Annotated in this window: 16 protein-coding genes and 1 riboswitch; of the genes, 8 read left to right on the top strand and 8 right to left on the bottom strand. The window is 60.6% G+C overall.

What is annotated here, in order from left to right:
- Positions 1–310 precede the first annotated feature (310 nt).
- Complete coding sequence (locus I8E17_RS02450; RefSeq protein ID WP_069613726.1) at positions 311–2,281, bottom strand: methyl-accepting chemotaxis protein; 1,971 nt, start codon at positions 2,279–2,281, stop codon at positions 311–313.
- 311 nt (positions 2,282–2,592) lie between these two features.
- Complete coding sequence (locus I8E17_RS02445; protein ID WP_069613725.1) at positions 2,593–3,594, bottom strand: DUF4424 domain-containing protein; 1,002 nt, start codon at positions 3,592–3,594, stop codon at positions 2,593–2,595.
- Between the two features lie 111 nt (positions 3,595–3,705).
- Here I8E17_RS02445 and I8E17_RS02440 point away from each other — a divergent pair, with 111 nt between their 5' ends.
- On the top strand, positions 3,706–4,446 hold the full coding sequence (locus I8E17_RS02440) for a TlyA family RNA methyltransferase (RefSeq protein WP_069613724.1): 741 nt from the start codon (positions 3,706–3,708) through the stop codon (positions 4,444–4,446).
- Positions 4,443–5,693, top strand: a complete 1,251-nt coding sequence (locus tag I8E17_RS02435; protein ID WP_069613723.1) for a class I SAM-dependent RNA methyltransferase — start codon at positions 4,443–4,445, stop codon at positions 5,691–5,693. Before I8E17_RS02440 ends, I8E17_RS02435 begins: the two co-directional genes overlap by 4 nt.
- Positions 5,694–5,863: 170 nt before the next feature.
- On the opposite strand, the gene I8E17_RS02430 is transcribed toward I8E17_RS02435, so the two are convergent.
- Positions 5,864–6,616: a crotonase/enoyl-CoA hydratase family protein gene (locus tag I8E17_RS02430; RefSeq protein WP_069613722.1), complete on the bottom strand. Its 753-nt coding sequence runs from the start codon at positions 6,614–6,616 to the stop codon at positions 5,864–5,866.
- 9 nt (positions 6,617–6,625) lie between these two features.
- Complete coding sequence (locus I8E17_RS02425; RefSeq protein ID WP_069613866.1) at positions 6,626–8,404, bottom strand: acyl-CoA dehydrogenase; 1,779 nt, start codon at positions 8,402–8,404, stop codon at positions 6,626–6,628.
- Positions 8,405–8,614: 210 nt separating this feature from the next.
- Here I8E17_RS02425 and I8E17_RS02420 point away from each other — a divergent pair, with 210 nt between their 5' ends.
- Positions 8,615–9,616: a transporter gene (locus I8E17_RS02420; protein WP_069613721.1), complete on the top strand. Its 1,002-nt coding sequence runs from the start codon at positions 8,615–8,617 to the stop codon at positions 9,614–9,616.
- A gap of 70 nt (positions 9,617–9,686) precedes the next feature.
- Here the strand turns inward: I8E17_RS02420 and I8E17_RS02415 are convergent, their stop codons facing one another.
- Entirely contained in the window at positions 9,687–10,154 is a 468-nt protein-coding gene (locus tag I8E17_RS02415) for a BA14K family protein (RefSeq protein ID WP_069613720.1), read from the bottom strand.
- Positions 10,155–10,460: 306 nt separating this feature from the next.
- Between I8E17_RS02415 and I8E17_RS02410 the strand changes: the two genes are divergently transcribed.
- Complete coding sequence (locus I8E17_RS02410) at positions 10,461–11,411, top strand: GH25 family lysozyme (protein ID WP_083258231.1); 951 nt, start codon at positions 10,461–10,463, stop codon at positions 11,409–11,411.
- Between the two features lie 94 nt (positions 11,412–11,505).
- Here I8E17_RS02410 and I8E17_RS02405 read toward each other — a convergent pair whose 3' ends face one another.
- Both I8E17_RS02405 and I8E17_RS02400 read right to left on the bottom strand, forming a co-directional pair.
- A complete protein-coding gene (locus I8E17_RS02405; RefSeq protein ID WP_069613718.1) occupies positions 11,506–12,594 on the bottom strand; it encodes a hybrid-cluster NAD(P)-dependent oxidoreductase in 1,089 nt (362 codons plus the stop codon).
- Between the two features lie 2 nt (positions 12,595–12,596).
- The gene (locus I8E17_RS02400) at positions 12,597–13,841 is read right to left on the bottom strand and encodes an aromatic ring-hydroxylating dioxygenase subunit alpha (protein ID WP_069613717.1); all 1,245 of its coding nucleotides are present in this window, start codon (positions 13,839–13,841) and stop codon (positions 12,597–12,599) included.
- 95 nt (positions 13,842–13,936) lie between these two features.
- Positions 13,937–14,141, bottom strand: a riboswitch (cobalamin riboswitch).
- A gap of 349 nt (positions 14,142–14,490) precedes the next feature.
- Here I8E17_RS02400 and I8E17_RS02395 point away from each other — a divergent pair.
- Genes I8E17_RS02395 through I8E17_RS02385 form a run of 3 tightly spaced genes read left to right on the top strand, consistent with a single transcriptional unit; the run spans position 14,491 to position 17,598 of the window.
- Complete coding sequence (locus I8E17_RS02395) at positions 14,491–15,108, top strand: DUF6656 family protein (protein WP_069613716.1); 618 nt, start codon at positions 14,491–14,493, stop codon at positions 15,106–15,108.
- A 59-nt stretch (positions 15,109–15,167) separates the two neighbouring features.
- Positions 15,168–16,142, top strand: a complete 975-nt coding sequence (locus tag I8E17_RS02390; RefSeq protein WP_069613715.1) for an L-threonylcarbamoyladenylate synthase — start codon at positions 15,168–15,170, stop codon at positions 16,140–16,142.
- Between the two features lie 25 nt (positions 16,143–16,167).
- Positions 16,168–17,598, top strand: a complete 1,431-nt coding sequence (locus I8E17_RS02385; RefSeq protein ID WP_069613714.1) for an FAD-binding oxidoreductase — start codon at positions 16,168–16,170, stop codon at positions 17,596–17,598.
- A 3-nt stretch (positions 17,599–17,601) separates the two neighbouring features.
- Here the strand turns inward: I8E17_RS02385 and phnF are convergent, their stop codons facing one another.
- Complete coding sequence (gene phnF, locus I8E17_RS02380) at positions 17,602–18,336, bottom strand: phosphonate metabolism transcriptional regulator PhnF (RefSeq protein WP_069613713.1); 735 nt, start codon at positions 18,334–18,336, stop codon at positions 17,602–17,604.
- 72 nt (positions 18,337–18,408) lie between these two features.
- On the opposite strand from phnF, the gene I8E17_RS02375 reads away from it, so the two are divergent.
- On the top strand, positions 18,409–18,960 hold the full coding sequence (locus I8E17_RS02375) for an MOSC domain-containing protein (RefSeq protein ID WP_069613712.1): 552 nt from the start codon (positions 18,409–18,411) through the stop codon (positions 18,958–18,960).
- The last annotated feature ends 267 nt before the right edge of the window (positions 18,961–19,227 follow it).

Raw genomic sequence — 19,227 nt, 5'->3', positions numbered from 1 at the left:
CATCATGCGTTCTATAAAGAGAGAGGTTCGCCGCTGACGGCAACCCTGCCGCCGATCAAATATTTAATAAATCTTGACCAAAGAATGGTCCGCTGCGAAGCGAGCAATGGCCGGCACCTATTCTTCAAGAAAAGAGTAGTCCAGCCACGGTGTCGCTGCCCCAAAGTCGGACAGGCCGCAGAAAACTGTGCCCTCATGCAAATTGTAAAAAACGAAGCGGCCCGTCGCAAAGGGACGGGCCGCCAGATGGGTCATAAGGGTGGTTCGCCGCGAGCGCCTCGCAGGCGCCCACCAAGCCGCCGCGGAACGATCAGAACTCTTCCCAATCATCCCGTGCGGCAGCCGTAGCACTCGTCTTTCCGGCGAAGGCCTGAGCAATGGTTCGACCCAGGGCGCGAGCCGGAGATGCTGCGGGCTTGGAACGCACCGTCGCGGCAACGGGCTTGGCAGGTGCAGGCTTGCCAGGGGCAGGCTTGGCAGGCGCAGGCTTGGCAGCATTGCCGAGTCGGAATTGCTGGAGCAGCTCATTGAGTGCTGCAGCCTCGCGAGCAAGCGCATGGCTGGCCGCCGTCTGTTCCTCGACCATGGCAGCATTCTTCTGGGTGCCCTGGTCCATGTTGTTGACCGCCGTGTTGATCTCCTGCAAGCCGGTCGACTGCTCGCGGGTCGCCGTGACGATCGCGCCGACATGGCGGTTGATTTCCTGCACCTCGGATACGATCAGTTCAAGGGCCTTGCCAGTCTCGCCGACCAGCGACACACCCGTATTGACCTGATCGCTCGATGTCGTGATGAGCGACTTGATTTCCTTGGCGGCATTGGCCGAACGCTGTGCAAGCTCGCGCACTTCCTGGGCGACGACGGCAAAGCCCTTGCCGGCATCCCCGGCACGTGCTGCCTCGACGCCGGCATTCAGCGCCAGAAGATTGGTCTGGAACGCGATGTCGTCGATGACGCTGATGATGTTGCTGATCTCGCCCGAGGATCTTTCGATCTGCTGCATGGCCGCGACGGCTTTGCGAACCACTTCGCCCGACCGTTCCGCACCCTGGCGGGCGCGCTCGACGAGATGGCCGACATCTTCCGCACGCTTGGCGGAATCGCGCACCGTGGTCGTGACCTGCTCCAGTGCTGCGGCTGTCTCTTCAACGGCGGCAGCCTGCTGCTCGGTGCGATGTGCCAGATCATCGGCGGCGGATCGGATCTCGTCAGCACCGGCATTGATGGCGGAGGCATTTTGGCCAACGGACCATAAGGCCGCTTCAAGCTTCTCGACCGCATGGTTGAAATCGGCGCGGACGCTGTCGAACTGCGGCGCGAAGCTGGCGTTAAGACGGGTTGCGACATTGCCCGACGAAAGGGCCGAGAGTCCGCCGGCGAGCGCTTCCATGGCGAAACGGATTTCGCCTTCTTCACGCGCCTTCTGCTCGTCATTCATCAGGCGCTGACGTTCAGCATCACCACGCATGCGCTCGGTCTCGCCGGCAAGACGCAGCTTCTCGATGCCGGCCTCCTTGAAGACGAGGACGGCATCCGCCATGCGGCCAATTTCGTCGCCGCGGCCGACCGCCGGGACTTCGATGTCGTGCTCGCCGTTTGCCAGACGGCCCATGGCTGCCGTCATACCGACAATCGGGCGCACGATAATGCGCGAGAGCAGCCAGGCAAGCACAGCGGCTGCGAGAGAGGCGAAGATACTGCCAAAAATGAGGGTCAGGCGAAGATCGCCATTGGCGTCATCCTGCGTGGCTGCGAGGCTGCTTGCCTTGGCTCGAGCAGCCTGCTTGATCTTGGCTGCGGCATCGCGGAAGCCGTCAAGCTGGCCCTTGGTTTCGTTCTGACCGATCTTGACGATCTGATCGAGCGGCATTTCTGTTTCTTTGCGCGCCTTCGCCTGTGGCTCCGCGAGCTGATGGAAATAGAGATCGGCAGCCTTCTGCATGTTGTCGATCGCCTGCAGGAGATCCGGTGAATCGGCGGCGGCCTCCTTGGCGGCGGTGATGCTCTTCAGCATCCGCTCGCGATTGTTGAAGATATCGCCATAGGTGCTGTCGCTGCGCAGAAGCAAAAAGCCGCGCAGGTTGACGGCCTGTTCCAACATGGCCTGCAGCGAATCATCGATCAGGCTGACGAGCTGCTGCGACCTTTCCTGCTCGATGGCAGCGCCAGAGGAAATCTCTTCCTTGGAATAGACGAATGCGGAAACGCAGGCGAAAATGACGATCAAGGCCGTAAATGTGATGGCAAGCTTGCCATTCAAAGAGAGCTTTTTCGCGGACATGAGCGGGCGCCTCCTGAGCGCAGGTCCTGGCGAGCATTTTGGACCGCGCTTGGAGGGACGCAGCTATGCTCGGAGAATTCAGGGAGGGGGCATGATTGGGACGCTGACGCGCGAAGCCTTCATGGCAGGCGGCGATCTTGAAACGGATCACCGCAATCACGGGCATCAGTAGAGGCTTTGGCTTTAAATTTATTTAATTGCGAAGGTGGCTTTTGCGCCACCGGCGTCCCTTTCGAAGGGCTTAACCGAAACGCTCCACTCCTTTGCTCTCAGGCAAAACTGCTCCGCGCTACTGATGGAATTGGTCTAATTCACCGCACGGCAGCGAGAATGAGAATATCCAGATCGTGTTCGGGATAGAAATCCTGCGCCGTCATCTGGAAGGTGGTCGAACCGGTCTTTTTCACGTTCTTGCCGCAGAAACTGATGTAGTTGTCAGGGCTGCCCTTATCGACCGTCAACTCGAAATGCTTGATCGGACCGGACCAATTGGCGCCCGTCGTCAGCACATAAGAAATCCAGCTTTCGGTATAGCCGCGCCCGCCCTTATCGACTGCGGCGGCAAGCTTGGTCGCCGTCTTCAGGAAGGGCTCATCGAGACAGTACTTGGCGCGATAGGCCTGCAGCTGCTGCTTCTGATAGTCTTCGTCGCCGGCGAAGGTGATGGCCACGGTGCCGCCGACACTCGGCTTGTAGCGATGTTCGACCGCGATCTTCGCCTTGGCCGGAAACCTCGTGCGCCACCAATAGGTGGTGTGCAGCGTCCACATCGGCGTTGGGTGATGCTTCATGCCCTGACCGTCAGCGTCGTATTCGTCATCGGCGATCAGGCCGCGGGCCGTCCAATCATCGAGCACGTCGGCTGGCAGCTTGGCGACAGCATCTGCCGCCGCCTTGCTCAGCGGCAGCAGCGGGACAGCGCGAGCGTTCAGCTCGTCCGTCATGTCGACCCCGGCAACCGATACGCGTTGCTGCAAGGTCGGCGTGATGGCCTTACCATCCTGCGTTACGGTGAAACCCAGGAAATTGTCGGAATCGACATTTCCGGCATCGACCATACTGTCTATGTCGCCTTTAATATCGGGCATCGGAAAAGCGACGACGCTTTCGACATCCTTGTCGGAGATATTTTCGAAGACGTAATCGACGCGGACCTGTTCCGCCGAAATGAACAGCTTTTCCTGCGCCATGCTGATATCGCCGGTGCGGACATAGGCAAGACCACCCGTCCTCAACTCGGCCATCGTGTCGTTCGCCATAGCCGGAACGGCGAACATCGCCATTAGCGCCACATAGCCACCGATCTTCCGCATGATGCCCTCGCCCGTTGATTGCAGCGATTATGGCCGGTTGCGGTCCGCCGTCAACGCCGATTGCCGCATAAAAGGCTTGCAACATAATGCATTGCCCGGCATGGACAGCCCATGTCCGAACCGCAACGCCTCGATCAGCTTCTCGTCACCCTTTCGCTCTTCGCCAGCCGCTCGCGCGCTCGCGATGCGATCCAGCGCGGCACGGTCACCGTGAACGGCAAGATCGTGACGAAGCCGGGGGCACTTTTTTCTGAAAATGCCAAGATCAGCATCGACGATCCGGCGCAGGATTATGTTTCTCGCGCCGCGCTGAAGCTGGTGGCGGCACTCGACCATTTCGGCCTCGATCCGAAGGGACAACATTGTCTCGATGTCGGTGCATCGACAGGCGGCTTTACCGAAGTGCTGCTTCAGCGCGGCGCTACCCATGTCACGGCAATCGATGTCGGCCACGACCAGATGCACCCGCGCATAGCGGACGATCCACGCGTGACCAATATCGAGGGGCTGAATGCGCGCAACCTGACGGCAGAAGATATCGGCGAACCTTTCACCTTCGTCGTTTCCGATGTCTCCTTCATTTCGCTGAAGCTGGCTCTCGCGCCGGCGCTCGCGCTCGCCGAACCCGGCGCGCGGGCGGCGCTGCTGGTCAAGCCTCAATTCGAGGCGGGCCGCGATGCGATCGGCAAGGCTGGCCTGTTGAAGGACCCCTCCTCCGCCCCGGCGGTCGCGGCCGAGCTTGAGCGCTGGTTCACCGAAGACATGGGCTGGCAGAGCCTCGGCCTCATCGCCTCGCCGATCGCTGGCGGCGACGGCAACCAGGAATTTCTTCTCGCAGGGATCAAGCCATGAGCACCGAAACCGTTACCATCCAGAAGCTCGGCACCCAGGGCGACGGCATCGCGCAGGGCACCGATGGCCCGATCTACGTGCCCTTCACGCTGCCGGGCGAAAACGTCGCCATCGCGCGGGTGAAAAGCCAGGGCACGCTGATGTCGATCTCAGTCGCCTCGCCGGATCGCCAGGAGCCGCACTGTCGGCATTTCGGCCCGCATGGCGTCAACGGCGCCTGCGGCGGCTGCACCCTGCAGCATTATGCCGATGCGCCCTATCGCGCCTTCAAGCGTCAGCTCGTGGTCGATGCCCTGCGCTCCAAGGGCCTGACGCCCGAAGTGGACGATATCGCCGCCGCGCATCCGGGCGAACGCCGCAGGGTCGTCTTCGCCGCGCGCAAGACTGAAAAGGATATGCTGATCGGCTTCAATCAGGCCGAAAGCCACCACATCGTCGCCATCGACGAATGTCCCATCGCCTCGGCCGGCATCATGGCCAGGCTGCCCGCCATCAAGACGATTGCAGCGGCAATCGCCATTAATGCCGAAGCCTTCCGCATCTCCGTATTGGAGACGCAGACGGGCCTCGACCTTGCCGTCGACGGCATCAAGTCTCTTTCGGACAAGCAGCGCCGCAGCACGATCGAAACGGTGCTGTCGCTTCGCGGCATCGCCCGCGTCTCGCTGAACGGCGAAATCCTGGTGGAGCCGGTAAAGCCGATCATCGATTTCGGCGGCGTACAGGTTGCGCCGCCGCCGGGTGCCTTCACACAGGCGACCAAACAGGCCGAGGACGCCATGGCGGAACTGGTTGCAACCCATGTCGGCAAGGCAAAACGTATCGCCGATCTCTTCGCCGGCAGCGGCACCTTCTCGCTTCGCCTGGCACGGATCGGGCGGGTGCATGCGGTCGAAGGTGAGGCCAAGCCGCTTGCCGCTTTGGATCATGCTGCCCGCAACACGCAGGGACTGAAGCCGGTAACCGTGGAACGCCGCGATCTCTTCCGCCGGCCCTTGATGGCGCAGGAATTGAAGGTCTACGATGCCGTTGTCTTCGACCCGCCGCGCGCCGGCGCGGAATTCCAGAGCAAGGAACTGGCCCGCTCCCAGGTCAAGAAGATCGTCGCCGTCTCCTGCAACCCGCTGACCCTCGCCCGCGATCTCGCTATCCTGGTCGAGGGCGGCTACCGCATTACGCGGGTGACGCCGATCGACCAGTTCCTGTGGACCTCGCATGTCGAAGTTGTTGCGGCGCTGGAGAAGTAGCTCTCTTCGCCAGAAGTTTGGTGGCCGACCCTCGTGGTTCAGGGCTAGGTTATTTGGACTTCGCACCTCACCATGCGGGCGGAGTCGCTCACGATCGAGATGCGCCAGAGATTAGCCTTCATGCTGAGGAGGCCCGAAGGGCCGTCTCGAAGCACGAGGGCGGGTGAGCTTCACCGCTTCATGAAGGCTTCGAAAGCCGCGCGGGCCTCGGCGCTTTTCAGCTGGGCGGCGAAATGTTCGGCTTCTTTCTGGATGCGGTCGAGGACGGCATCCGGGGGACCGCGCATGAGGTCGCGTGCGATCCGGAGCGCCTCGGGTGGCTTGGCCGCGAGTTTGGCCGCCAGCGACAGAGTTTCGGTCTCCAACGCTTCCGGTGGCATTACCTTCCAGATCAGGCCCGCCTCCTTCGCTTCGGAAGCGGAGAATCCTTCGCCGAGAGCAAGCAGGGCGGAGGCACGTTGATGTCCCATCACGCGCGGAGCAAGCAGGCTTGAAGCCGCTTCCGGAACCAGCGCAAGATCGACGAAGGGTGTCTTGAACAGGCTGCGGTCGGAAGCAACAGTCAAATCGCAATGAAGGTGGATCGTGGTGCCGATGCCGATCGCCAGGCCATCGACACCGGAGACGACGGGCTTCTTTGTGCTCGCCAGTGCAACGAGAAAATCAATGACTTCGCGCCCCATATTGCCGCTCATGGCGAAGGCGAGGAAATCGGCCAGATCATTTCCGGCGGAAAAGCAGCCTTCGGTGCCGAGAAAGACGTGGACACGGATATCCGGCGCAGCTTCCGCTGCCTTGAGCGCATCGGTCATGGTCTGATACATGGCGAGCGTGATGGCATTCTTCTTTTCCGGCCGGTTGAAGCGGATGATCTGGACCTGCGGCGCAGTCTCGGGGCGTTCGATCAGGATGTGGTCGGTCATGGCTTTTCCTCAGGCTAGTGCGGCGCGGGCGGCTTCGAGGCTGGATGCGCCGGCGATGACCCGATCGGAGAGAGCGGCGGTCTCGGCCAGAAGATTTTCGGCAGCGAAGCGGCAGAGTGCTATGCGCTTGGCGCCTTCGCCGTCGCCTGCATCGGCAAGGCCACCCTTGGCCAGATACGAGCCGGTCAGCACCAGGCCGAAAAGCCGCTGGTAAGGCGTGGCGCCCGCCAGAGCTTCGGCAACGGCGCCTTCCGCCTGTTTCGACAGGAGCCATTCGCTCGTCTTTTCGAGATCGGCAATGGCTGCCTGCAGCCGCGGCGTCGTTTCACCGAAGCCTTCGAGATTGGATTTCGCGACACTATCGGCAATCTCACGCAGTTCGGCAATGACGCCGCGCACATGATTGCCATTGCCGATCGTCAGCTTGCGCGTCACCAGATCGATCGCCTGGATGCCGTTGGTGCCTTCATAGATCGGTGCGATACGGGCATCCCGCAGCAGGCGCGCGGCACCTGTCTCTTCTATGAAGCCCATGCCGCCATGAACCTGAATACCAAGTGAAGCGGCATCGACGCCGGCATCGGTGGAAAAGGATTTGGCGATAGGCGTCAGCAATGCTGCACGCTCCTGCCAATATTTTGCCCTCTCGGGATCGCGATGTGACATGTCGATCGCCTGTGCACAGGCGTAGCAGATCGCGCGCGCCCCTTGAGTCAGGGCTTTCATCGTCAGCAGCATACGCGCGACATCGGGATGTTCGATGATGGGGCTCATGCCTGATACGGCCGTGCCCGGCGCGCGGCCCTGGGTGCGCTCTCGGGCGTAGGCGATGGCCTTCTGCGTAGCGGCCTCGGCAATCGCGACACCCTGGATGCCGACAGCCAATCTGGCATTGTTCATCATCGTGAACATGCAGGCGAGGCCCTTGTTCTCCTCGCCCACAAGCCAGCCGACGGCGCCCTTTTCCGCACCATATTTGCCATCGCCATAGATCATCGTACAGGTCGGTGAACCATGGATGCCGAGCTTATGTTCCAGCGAATGCACGAAAAGATCGTTGCGGGCGCCGAGCGAACCATCCTCATTCACAAGGAATTTCGGCACGAGAAACAGCGAAATACCGCGCGTGCCGGCCGGCGCATCCGGAAGGCGGGCGAGAACGAGATGGATGATGTTCTCGGCCGCTTCGTGATCGCCCCAGGTGATGAAAATCTTCTGGCCGAAGATGCGATAGGTGCCGTCATCGCGGCGTTCGGCGCGGGAGCGCAGAGCACCGACATCGGAACCCGCATGCGGCTCCGTCAGGTTCATGGTCCCCGTCCACTCGCCCGAGACGAGCTTTGCCAGATATGTCTTCTTGAGGTCTCCGCTGCCGTGAGCCCGCAGCGCTTCGACCGCTCCCATGGTCAGCGTCGGCGCGAGGCCGAAGGCCATCGAAGCGGAATTCCACATTTCCAGCGTCGCGATGTTCAGCATGTGCGGCAGACCCTGCCCACCGAACTCCTCGGGCGCGGTCAGGCCATTCCAGCCGCCAGCGATCCAGTCGCGGTAGAGCTTCTCCCAGCCATCGGGAAGAACCACCTTGCCATCCGCCAGCCTTGCGCCTTGCTTGTCGCCATTCTCGGCAAGCGGCTCCACCTCCTCGCCGGCGAAACGCCCGGCTTCCGACAGGATGGCATCGACAAGGTCGGTGCTGAGATCGCCGAGAACGCCCTCTTCCATGGCGCGCTCCATGCCAGCGACATGTTTCAGGGTGAACGCGATTTCTTCGACAGGCGCCTTGTACATGATGATTTCCTCCGGATCGATACTGGCGATGGCCCGCCTCATCCGGAACCATCGACCATTTGTGGTTATAGCTAGTTTATTTTTACGTAAACGTCAATTTTTCTCAAATTGCAGGAATCCGCGATTATTCCGCTAAAGCAGCGACTTGCATAAACAATCGTCATGAACGAAGACTAAGGCAACTGTTCAGACAATGCGAACGATGCCCCCATGAACACGCTGACGTCAGCCAACACCATACCAGGCTTTATCTGGGCATACCGTCTCCGTCCCGGCGAAACCAAGCCGGAGCGCCTATCTGACGATACCGACCGTTCGAGGCTGTTCGGCGACGAGGGCTTTCTCTGGCTGCATCTCAATCTCGTGGATGCCCGGGTGCCGGCCTTCCTCGAGGATGCGCCGGGGCTGAACGAAGCCGCCCGCATAGCGCTGACCACGCATGAGACACATGCAACGATTACGGTCGACGAGCAGATGCTTTTCGGCACATTGGTCGACTTCCAGCGCGACTTTGCCCACAACACCCACGACATCGGCTGGCTGCATTTCGCACTGACCGATCGCCTGCTGATAACAACCCGGCTGCAGCCGCTGCGCAGCCTGGACCGGACCCGGGTGCTGATCGAAAAAAACGCCGCACGATTTTCCAATCCCGTTGATATTTTCGAGCTGATCGTCGTCGAGTTCCAACGAACCCTGATCTCCGTCGTCATCGAAATCAGCGAAGAGCTGAATGGCATCGAGGATTTCGTCCACGGCAATACGTCGCGCGACGAGCGTGTCAAGCTGCCGCCCATCCGCAGGACCATCGTGCGCCTGCATCGCCATCTGCGGACCGTTCTCTCGTTGATGCGCCACGCCGCTGCCTCCGACGATGAGGAAATGCCGCTCGGCTTCGAGGATGTCGCCGGCCGGCTGACGGGGCGCCTCGAAGCGGTCGAGCACGACGTCTATGCACTGCAGGAACGGGCGAGGCTGCTGCACGAAGAGATCGATTCGAAGCTTGCCTCCGAGATCAATCGGCATCTCTACATCCTGTCGATCATGACCGCGTTTCTGCTGCCCCCGACATTGGTGACCGGCTTCTTCGGGATGAACACATCAGGGTTGCCGCTGGCGAGCGGTGCAAGCGGCACCGGATATGCGGTTGGCTTCATCATCGCCTCCATGCTGCTGGCGTGGTGGTTGCTCAAGCGGGTCAATATTCTCTGACGTCGAATCATGCAAAAAGCCGCCCGGCGAAAAACCGGACGGCTGGCACTTGTCGTTCTGAAATTGCCGCTTAGAAATACGGCGAATAGCACTGACGGCGCGGACCATAGTTCGGCTGAAACGTATTGTCGTAAGCGCGATAGGAGCGATAGCGCGACTCGCACCAGGCGACGTGGCGCGGGTTGATGCCCGCAGACGGAGCCGGAGCCGGCGCATAGTAACGCGGCTGGCTGGCTATCGCGCCGCCGATCAGCGCACCGGCGCCGAAGGCAGCCAGCGGGAACCAATAGCCGTCATGATAGCGATAGCCGTGACGATACCCTCGATAACCACGATAGCCGCCATACCAGCCGCGGCGGTAGTAACCGCCATGGCGCCACTGCACCTGTTCGACATTGCCAGGCGCGGCCTGGGTGGGCGCGGACTGTTTTACAATCGGTGCGGCCGGCATCTGCATGGCGAAAGACGGTGTGAAGCTCGTCAGGGCGACGGCAGCCGTTAAGGCGACTGTCGCGATTTTTGCACGGAAACCAAGCATTTTCATCTCCATTCCCTGGTTCGACTTGATACTCAAGCCAATAGCGTTTCATGTCGGGAATGCTTCCCGAGCAAGGTTTCGCCGCCGGCTTCGTCGCATATCCGAATAGACGGCGAGAAACGCGGCAGCGCGTTATTTAGTTCCTCAAATCCCTACCGATTTAAGGAGTTACGAGGGGCTCCACGATGAATTTATAGTGATTGCTTTCTTAACCCAAGATTAACCAGCAATCCTTACTATTATTTCATGAAAGGATACCGAAAGAGTAACCTCCTCATTTACAGCTTGCTGACGATCCTGGCCCTGATGGGGCCGGTCTCCAAGCCTTCGGCCGGCGAAAGCCAGCCCTGGGGCGATCCGAAAAACGCCCTGATTGTCGATGCTTACGAGCTGAACACCATCGACTGGAACGCGTTTCTGCAGGACAAACGGATAGCCGGCTTCATCTCCAAGGCGTCCGACGGACTTCCTGAAAGCTTCAGTTGCGCAGGCGACCATGGCGGCGATACGGTGGCCCATTGCAGGACGATGTGGCGCAAATACGCAGTCAGCCGTGAGCTCTTTCAAACCCGCCGCATGCTGGCAAAGACGAATGGCCTGTTATGGGGCGCCTATCATCTGGGGCGGCCTGGCAATCCGATCGACCAGGCCAATCATTTTCTCGACTATGCCGATCCGCAGGCGGACGAGCTGATGGTGCTCGACATAGACGGCATGGACGCGACGCAGTTCATGTCGCTGGACGACGCGCAGATCTACGTCGCCCACATCAAGGTCAGGACCGGGCGCTACCCCATTCTCTACGTCAATCACAACACGGCGCGATACATAGCCGACCATCGCGGCACCTATCCGCTGCTGTCGCGGCTGCCCTTGTGGTATGCGCGCTACAAGCCCGACGTGAAAGGCACCTTCCCGCTCGGCAACTGGGACAATTATGCCCTCTGGCAGTTTGCGTCGTCAGACAATTGCTCGGAGAAAAGCTGCCCCTATCGTGTGCCGGGCACGCTCACCGATATCGACGTCAATGTCGTGCCGATAACGAAGGTCCAGCTTGCCAAGATCTGGCCGCAGGGTGATCTCCTGCCGACCAAACCCCTGCCCGCGCCGGACGTGACGATCGCGCTCGCACAGATGTGCAGCGGACCGCGGCAGACACTCGTTTCGCTCATGGCCGACGTCGACCCAGTCGTCACTGCATCGACCCCGCAATCGAAGCCAGTCGAGATCAACGAGCTGAATTACCAGGATTTCTAGAGTATCTTCGCTTTTTCTCGAATCGCGAAAACGCTCTATCTTCTTGTTTGTTTACGCGTTCCGGACGGAAAACCGCTTCGCACCTGAATATGCTCTACGCCTCGATCTGCACATCCGTCTTCGGACGCGAGCAGCAGGCGAGGATGTAGCCCTCGTCGATCTCGTCATCGAGGATGCCACCATTATGGCTCATCTCGACTTCACCGGAGAGCTTCATGACACGGCATGTGCCGCAAAGACCGGATTCGCAGGCCGCGCCGATGCGCACGCCGGCGCCACGGGCCGCCTGAAGCACGGTTTGCCCCGCTGCGCAGGCCACTTCCTTGCCCGCCATGGTGAAACGGATCGTGGTCGCCGCCTCGCCCGATGCACCGTCTGAGACCTCTGCAAGCGGCGTTGCCGCATTGGCCGGCTGGAAGCTTTCCTGATGATAGCGCGACATGTCAAAACCATGCGCCTCCAGCATGGAACGCACGGCATCCATGAAGACTTCCGGACCGCAGCAGAAGATGGTCCGATCCATGAAATCGGGCGCCAGCAGACCGATCTTCGCCTTGTCGATGCGGCCCTTCAATCCCGACCAGAGATCGGTGCGGCCGCAGCCTTCGACGATGAAGCCGAGATTGAGGTTCGGCATGAAGCGGGCGAGATATTCGAGCTCGGAGCGAAAGATGATGTCCGTCGGGCTGCGCGAGCAGTTGACGAAGGTGATATCAGACAGCGGTGCAATGTCGGACATGTAGCGCGTCATCGACATCATCGGCGTGATCCCGGAGCCGGCCGAGACGAAGAGATATTTCTCGCCGGGATGACGGACATGACTGAAATCGCCGAGCGGGCCGAAAGCCTTGATGCGCATGCCCGGTTTCAGGTTCTCGAACATCCAGCGCGTGCCGATGCTGTCCTTCTGCGCCTTTACCGTCACGGCGACGGAGAAGGGCCGCGACGGCGTCGACGACAGCGTATAGGTGCGCATGACCGGCTCCGGAGCCGTCGGCAGCTCCAGCGTCACGAACTGTCCCGGCAGATAGCGGAACCAGTTGTCCTTGTCGGAGCGGAACGTGAAGGTCATCACGTCGGGCGCTTCGGGCGTGACCGAGAGGCATTCGAGCACATGCTGCTTGTCATTCCAGGGCTGCATCTGATCGAGGTGGCGATGCGGAAGGGAGACGGTCATGTTCATGCTCAGGCAACCGCCGACAGCTTGGCCTGGTCGCCCTGTAGCCGGTTGATCATGAACGTCGTGTACCATTCAACGAACTGCATGACTCCCCCTTCATGGACCTCCGAATAGGGACCGGGCTCATAGGCCGGCGAGCGGATGCCGAAGGCATTTTCCTCGACGATGCGGCGGTCCTGATCGTTGGTTTCGGTCCAGACGTGGGTCAGCTCTTCCAGATTGTAGTCGACACCTTCGACGGCATCCTTATGGACGAGCCACTTCGTGGTGACGGCCGTTTCCTCGGCGCTGATCGGCAGGACACGGAAGGAAATCGCGTGGTCGCCGAGCATGTGGTTCCATGTCGTCGGGTAGTGGAACAGCAACATGGTGCCGATGCCGTTGATCGTCACGTCGGATGAGAGCGGCCGCCTGACGGCATTCTGACCGGACATGGTGTAGCTCTCGGCACCTTCGATCAGCGGCATGCGGGCCGTGCGGAACTGTCCATCCGGCGAGATCTTGAACTCGCTCGGCAGGCCGGCAGCTTCGCAGCGCTGCCAGTGTTCAGCGATAACGGGGTCGTTCATCGCGCCCTGCACGCCGGTGACGGTCGGAGCTTCCGGGAAGGTGCGGCAAAGTTCGGGATGATTGGCCGCGCAATGGTAGCATTCGCGGTTGTTTTCCCAGACGAGCTTCCAGTTGCCCTTTTCGATAATGGTGCTCTGAAAGGCGACCTTGGCTTCGCTGATGCGATGCGGCGCCATATAGGGCTCGATCGTGGCGCGAACCGGCGCGAAATCGGGAGCGTTCTGCGCGAGGCAGATGAAGATGTAGCCGCCGACGCTTTCGCAGTGAACCGGCTTCAGCGAATACTGGCTCTTGTCGAAATCCTCCGCCATCTGGCGGGCAAAGAGCAGCGAACCGTCAAGTTCGTAGGTCCACTGGTGATAGGGGCAGACGAGCTTTGCCGAGGAGCCGCGCTCCGTCGTGCAGACGCGTGAGCCGCGATGGCGACAGCTATTGTGGAAGGCGCGGATGACCTGATCGCGGCCGCGGACGATGACGACGGGATAATCGCCGATCTGGACGGTGAAATAATTGCCCGCGCGCGGCACTTCGCAATCATGGCCGATGAACAGCCAGTCGCGATAGTAAATCGTCTCCATATCGAGCTTGAAGTAATCCGGATCGGTGTAGAACGGTTGCTCAAGGCTAAAACCCGTCCGGTGGTTCTTCAGTTGCCGCAGAACTTTGCTGCCGATGTCCATTTGCCTATCCTTAGCAGTACCAGGAGGCGGGCAAAGGACATGCGTGGCCGATTGGGAGCGGCCAAAAGCAATGTCCCGACCACCCGCCGCGGTCAGTAAACCTATGTGCCCAAGGCTGGTTTCCGGGCTCTGGAGCGGCCCTGTTTCCAGAGCCCCATGGCACCTTCCCAGGTCGATCGACCCAGTGGCTTTATCCGCCATGCCTCACTCCACCACCGTTGCGGGGGCAGCGCCGGATTTTGACCGGCTTCCCAATTCTCCGTCTCCCTAGCGGACGGCACCTTGAGATTAAGGGCATCATAGCTCCCGGCTCCGCCAGCCGCTGCGCTGCAATGCGACATCGGCTCCGAAATTGACGACAGGCGAAACGGGACGCCGGGACGGCTGCATGTCGTGAGAATATTGGAAGGTGATTCAATTATTTAGTCACCCGCGCGAGAAGTGGCCCGAGCATCGCATTTGCATTCTGCCAATGACGCTTTATTCTGATTGCGACAAGCCCGCGAACAGCTGCTAATCAGGAGAACAAGTGGGCGGCGGAGAGCGCCTGCAGAGTCGGTAGCCGTAGTCTTGGCTCAGGCGCGATCAAGCTCGGCTCAAGCTCCGTAATCCATCATGTCCTCCAAAGAGTTTTATAGCGAGATCCGGCATGGCCAAACTCAGATATTTCGACGCTGGGAAGCCCGCCGAGCCCGAACCGGCGCCACCGGTATCGACGACGGGCTACAGCGAATTCCTGCGCACCGGCCGCATCAACCGCAACAGACCACATTGGCTGGCGGAAGAGCGGGAATATCTTACCCATGAGCAGGTAGCTGTGCGCACGGCACAGAAGCTCAGGGATGCCGGCGAAAAGACCCATGACCGGCTCAACAGCTTCCACAAGTCCATCCGCTTTCCGAAGCTCATCTTTCATCACACGCTAAAGGACACGCCGCATCTCGGCTATTGTCACGTTACCGCGGCGCGGACGCAATTCGCGCATTACGAAGACGTGAACTGGGCCTTCTATATCGCCAATTTCTTCGCCCGCATCGGACAGGAAGAGAACTTCTTCGAAGACATCAGCCTCAAATATTCGCGGATGTATTTCGCCGTCGCCATCCACCCGGACAAGGACACGGAAGACAAGAAGCTGACGATCAATCGCGACGTCAGAGGCAATGGCGTCCTGTTCCATACCCACGATCCGCAGATCGCCATCCGCAATGTTCTGTTGCTCGGCGCCCGCAACGAGCAGCTTCGCGACATCATTCGCCAGCTTTGACGATTGATCCGAAAACTCGAAGAGCATAAGAAACGGCCTGAACTGCAAGCAGGCAGGCCATGGCACGACACATAGACATTCTCGAACATCCGCAAACGGCAATAGAAGTGGCGACGGCGACTCTCGCAGAGGGTCTACCGATCGGGCTGCCGACGGAGACGGTCTATGGTCTTGCCGCCGATGCTACCAATCCAGCCGCCATTACCCGGATCTATGAGACGAAGGGCCGTCCGCGCTTCAATCCACTGATCTGCCATATGAGCGATCTCGCCATGGCCGAGCGCTATGCGATCTTCGATCCTATCTCCCGTAAATTGGCGGAAGCTTTCTGGCCCGGCCCGCTGACGCTGGTGCTACCGCTGAGACCCGACAGCGGCATCCATCCGCTGGCAACCGCCGGGCTGGATACGGTGGGCATCCGCGTGCCTCAGGGCTTTGCCGGCGATCTGATCCGCGCCTTCGACAGACCGCTTGCGGCGCCGAGCGCCAATACTTCAGGCAAGATAAGCGCCACAAGCGCCGATCATGTGAGTGACGACCTTGGGGAGCGGATCACGCTCATCCTCGATGCCGGGGCCTCGGTCGTCGGCGTGGAATCGACCATCGTCAAGGTCGAGGATGGCGAGATGCGTCTCCTGCGGCCCGGCGGGCTGGCGGCAAGCGAGATCGAACGAGTGGCCGGCAAGACGTTGAAGCGCAAGAAGAAGGCTTCGGCTGCCATCGAGGCACCGGGTATGATGGCTTCGCATTATGCGCCGGGCGCTGCCGTGCGGCTCGAGGCGACGGAAGTATCCGCGAACGAAGCGCTTATCCGCTTCGGGACGCCTGATATTCCCGGCAGCGAAAAGGCCATTGCCGTGCTGGATCTGAGCGCCAGCGGCGATCTTTCGGAAGCTGCCGCAAACCTTTTCGATTTCATGAAGCGCGCCGATGCTACGGGTGCTGCGACCATTGCCTTTTCGCATATTCCCGACGAGGGCCTCGGCGAGGCCATCAACGACCGGCTGCGCCGCGCCGCCGCACCCAGAGAATAAATCAGCCATCGGCAAAGGACACGCCATGAGCAGCTCCGTCCCCTCTTCCGACCTTCTCGATCGCTTCGCCGCCATCGTCGGCGAGAAACACGCCGTACGGGACCCGGCGGAAATTGCGCCGCATCTGGTGGAGAACCGCGGGCTCTATCACGGAGCCTCGCCCATGCTGCTGAAGCCCGGCTCGGTAGAAGAGGTTTCGGCCATCCTCAAGCTTGCCAACGAGACCGGGACGGCGATCGTTCCGCAGACCGGCAATACCGGCCTTGTCGGCGGGCAGACGCCGCGCGAGGGCGGCTCCGACATCATCCTCTCGCTGGAGCGCATGAACCGCGTCCGCGATATCGATCCGGTCGGCAACACCATGATCGTCGACGGTGGCTGCATTCTCGCCGATGTTCACAAGGCTGCGGCCGAGCATGGCCGCATGTTTCCGCTTTCGCTTGGCTCCGAAGGCTCCTGCCGCATTGCCGGTAATCTTTCCACCAATGCCGGGGGTACGGCCGTTCTTGCCTATGGCAACATGCGCCAGCTCTGCCTCGGCCTCGAAGTCGTGCTGCCCACGGGCGAGATCTGGAACGGATTGCGCCGTCTGAAGAAGGACAATACCGGCTACGACCTGCGCGATCTTTTTATCGGCGCGGAAGGCACGCTCGGCGTCATCACCGGCGCGGTGCTAAAACTCTTTCCCCAGCCGCTCGGCCATCAGGTCGCCTTTGCCGGCCTGGAATCGGTCGATGACGCGCTGACTTTATTCAAGAATGCCTCCAGCCTCTGCGGCACGGCGCTGACTGGCTTCGAGCTGATGCCGCGCATCGGCGTCGAGTTTACCACGCGGCACATTCCGGGTGTGCGCGATCCGTTGGAAGCGGCGCATCCCTGGTATGTGCTGATCGACATCTCCACTTCGGATTCGGCGGAGACCGCCGAGCGGATGATGACGGCTCTGCTCGAGCAAGGCTATGAAGCTGGCCTGATCCAGGATGCGACTATTGCCAGCTCGGAAGCCCAGCAGAAGGCCATCTGGCATATGCGCGAGAGCATGTCGGACGCACAAAAGCCGGAAGGCGGCTCGATCAAGCACGATGTTTCCGTGCCGGTGGCGCAGATCCCGCAATTGATGGCGGAGGCCGAAAAGGCTGTTGTCGCCGCCATGCCGGGCGCGCGCGTCTGCGCCTTCGGCCATATGGGCGACGGCAATATTCACTACAACATCTCGCAGCCCGTCGGCGCCGACAAGGAAGAGTTCATCGGCCGCTGGCGCGAGATGAACAAGATCGTGCATGGGCTGGTGCTGCAGTATGGCGGCTCGATCTCCGCCGAGCATGGCATCGGCCAGCTGAAGCGCGACGAACTGGCTTCGATCCGCTCCGATATCGAGATCGACCTGATGCGCCGGATCAAGACAGCCTTCGATCCGGCAGGCATCATGAATCCGGGCAAGGTCCTCAAGGTCTGAGGCTCAAACCGTCACGACGACCCGCTCCGAAGCGAAGCAGCCGATCTGACAGGAAATGACAGTGCCATCGGCATCAATGTCTTCGCCGGCATAGGCAAGCACAGGCACGAGGCGCGATTGCTGCAGCAGACGGGCTTCGGCTTCTGTCGGCATGCGCGCGGTGATGTCGGTGGAGCGTCGCCAATAGTCAGCCACGTCATAATCCTTCAGCGCCGCCGTGAATGAGCCCGTTGCAGCGAACGTTTCCGCCAGGCCGGGGAAGCGCTTTGCCGAGCAGCTGCGCATGACCACAGAGACGGGAAGCGCATCGGCATAGGCGATCAGGCACATTTCCAGCACCGCCTCGCCCGGCTGAAGATTGAGCCGCATGGCGACATCGGCAATTGCCGGAACTTCCCTGGCCGAGACAACCTTGCGCGTGAGGTTCGCATCCGTCGCGGTCAGGTCCTTGCTGAACCGTACCTTGTCGCCCAATTGGAAACGAACGGGCATATCGGCGCGGACATAGGCGCCGCTGCCGCGTGCCACGCGCAGCAGGCCCTCCCCTTCCAGCTCTGTGATCGCGCGCCGCATCGTTACCCTGGAGACACCGAATTGTTCGGACAAAGCGCGCTCGCTGGGCAGGCGGCTACCCGGGGCGTGGCTGCCCTTTTCGATGGCGTTTCTAAGTTCCGCAGCTACGGCCGCCCAGCCTCCCGTTGCCCTTACGCCTTGGCTCTGTCGATTTTTCTCAACCATCACAATAGTGTCGCCTTGAAATTGGTATATACCAATCTATAAAGATCCAGATTGTTTATGGAAGGGTTCGGCATGGGCGACAAGCGCATATATGTGACGTCAGTCAGCAGCAGTGGCGTTCACGAGTTCAGCAAGCAGACCAAGGATTATATTCAGCTGCAAACGGGGCTCGGCGTCGAAGGCGATGCGCACATGGGAGTGACGGTGCAACACCGTTCCCGTGTCGCGGTCGATCCGACCCAGCCGAATCTGCGCCAGGTACACCTCATCCAGGAAGAGCTGTTCGACGAGCTTACTGGAAAAGGTTTCTCCGTTTCGCCAGGCGACATGGGCGAGAATATTGCCACCCGAGGGATCGATCTGCTTTCCCTGCCGCAAGGCACGCGCCTGCATATCGGCGCGAAAGCGATCGTCGAAGTGACGGGTTTGCGCAATCCCTGCAAGCAGATCGAAAATTTTCAGAAAGGCCTGCTGCATGCAGTGCTCGACAAGGATGCCGATGGCGGGCTGATCCGCAAGGCGGGCATCATGGGCATCGTCTCGAGGGGCGGCCGTGTGCAGCCCGATGACGAAATCCGCGTCGAGTTGCCGCCGCTGCCGCATGCGAAGCTTGAGCGGGTTTGATGCGCTCCGTATGAAAAGAAGTTAGCCTTGAATATGTTGTGCCTCTGATACCCCCTCTGTCACTTACGTGACATCTCCCCCACAAGGAGGGAGATTGTTGGGAGTATGTCGCACCGCTTTGCCAGATCATCGTGCTCTGGTTTCTGCAGGCGGGAGGTTCGTTTGCGGCGACAAAGTGCTGCGGGTTACCAATCTCCCCCTTGTGGGGGAGATGTCACGACAGTGACAGAGGGGGGTGGCGCACTCTCCGCGGCAAGCGTCATCCCC

The organism is Rhizobium sp. AB2/73, assembly GCF_020871915.1.
GTDB classification, from domain to species: Bacteria; Pseudomonadota; Alphaproteobacteria; order Rhizobiales; family Rhizobiaceae; genus Rhizobium; species Rhizobium dioscoreae.
Note: the sequence above shows the minus strand (reverse complement) of the source record. Positions and strands in the feature narration are given on the sequence as shown.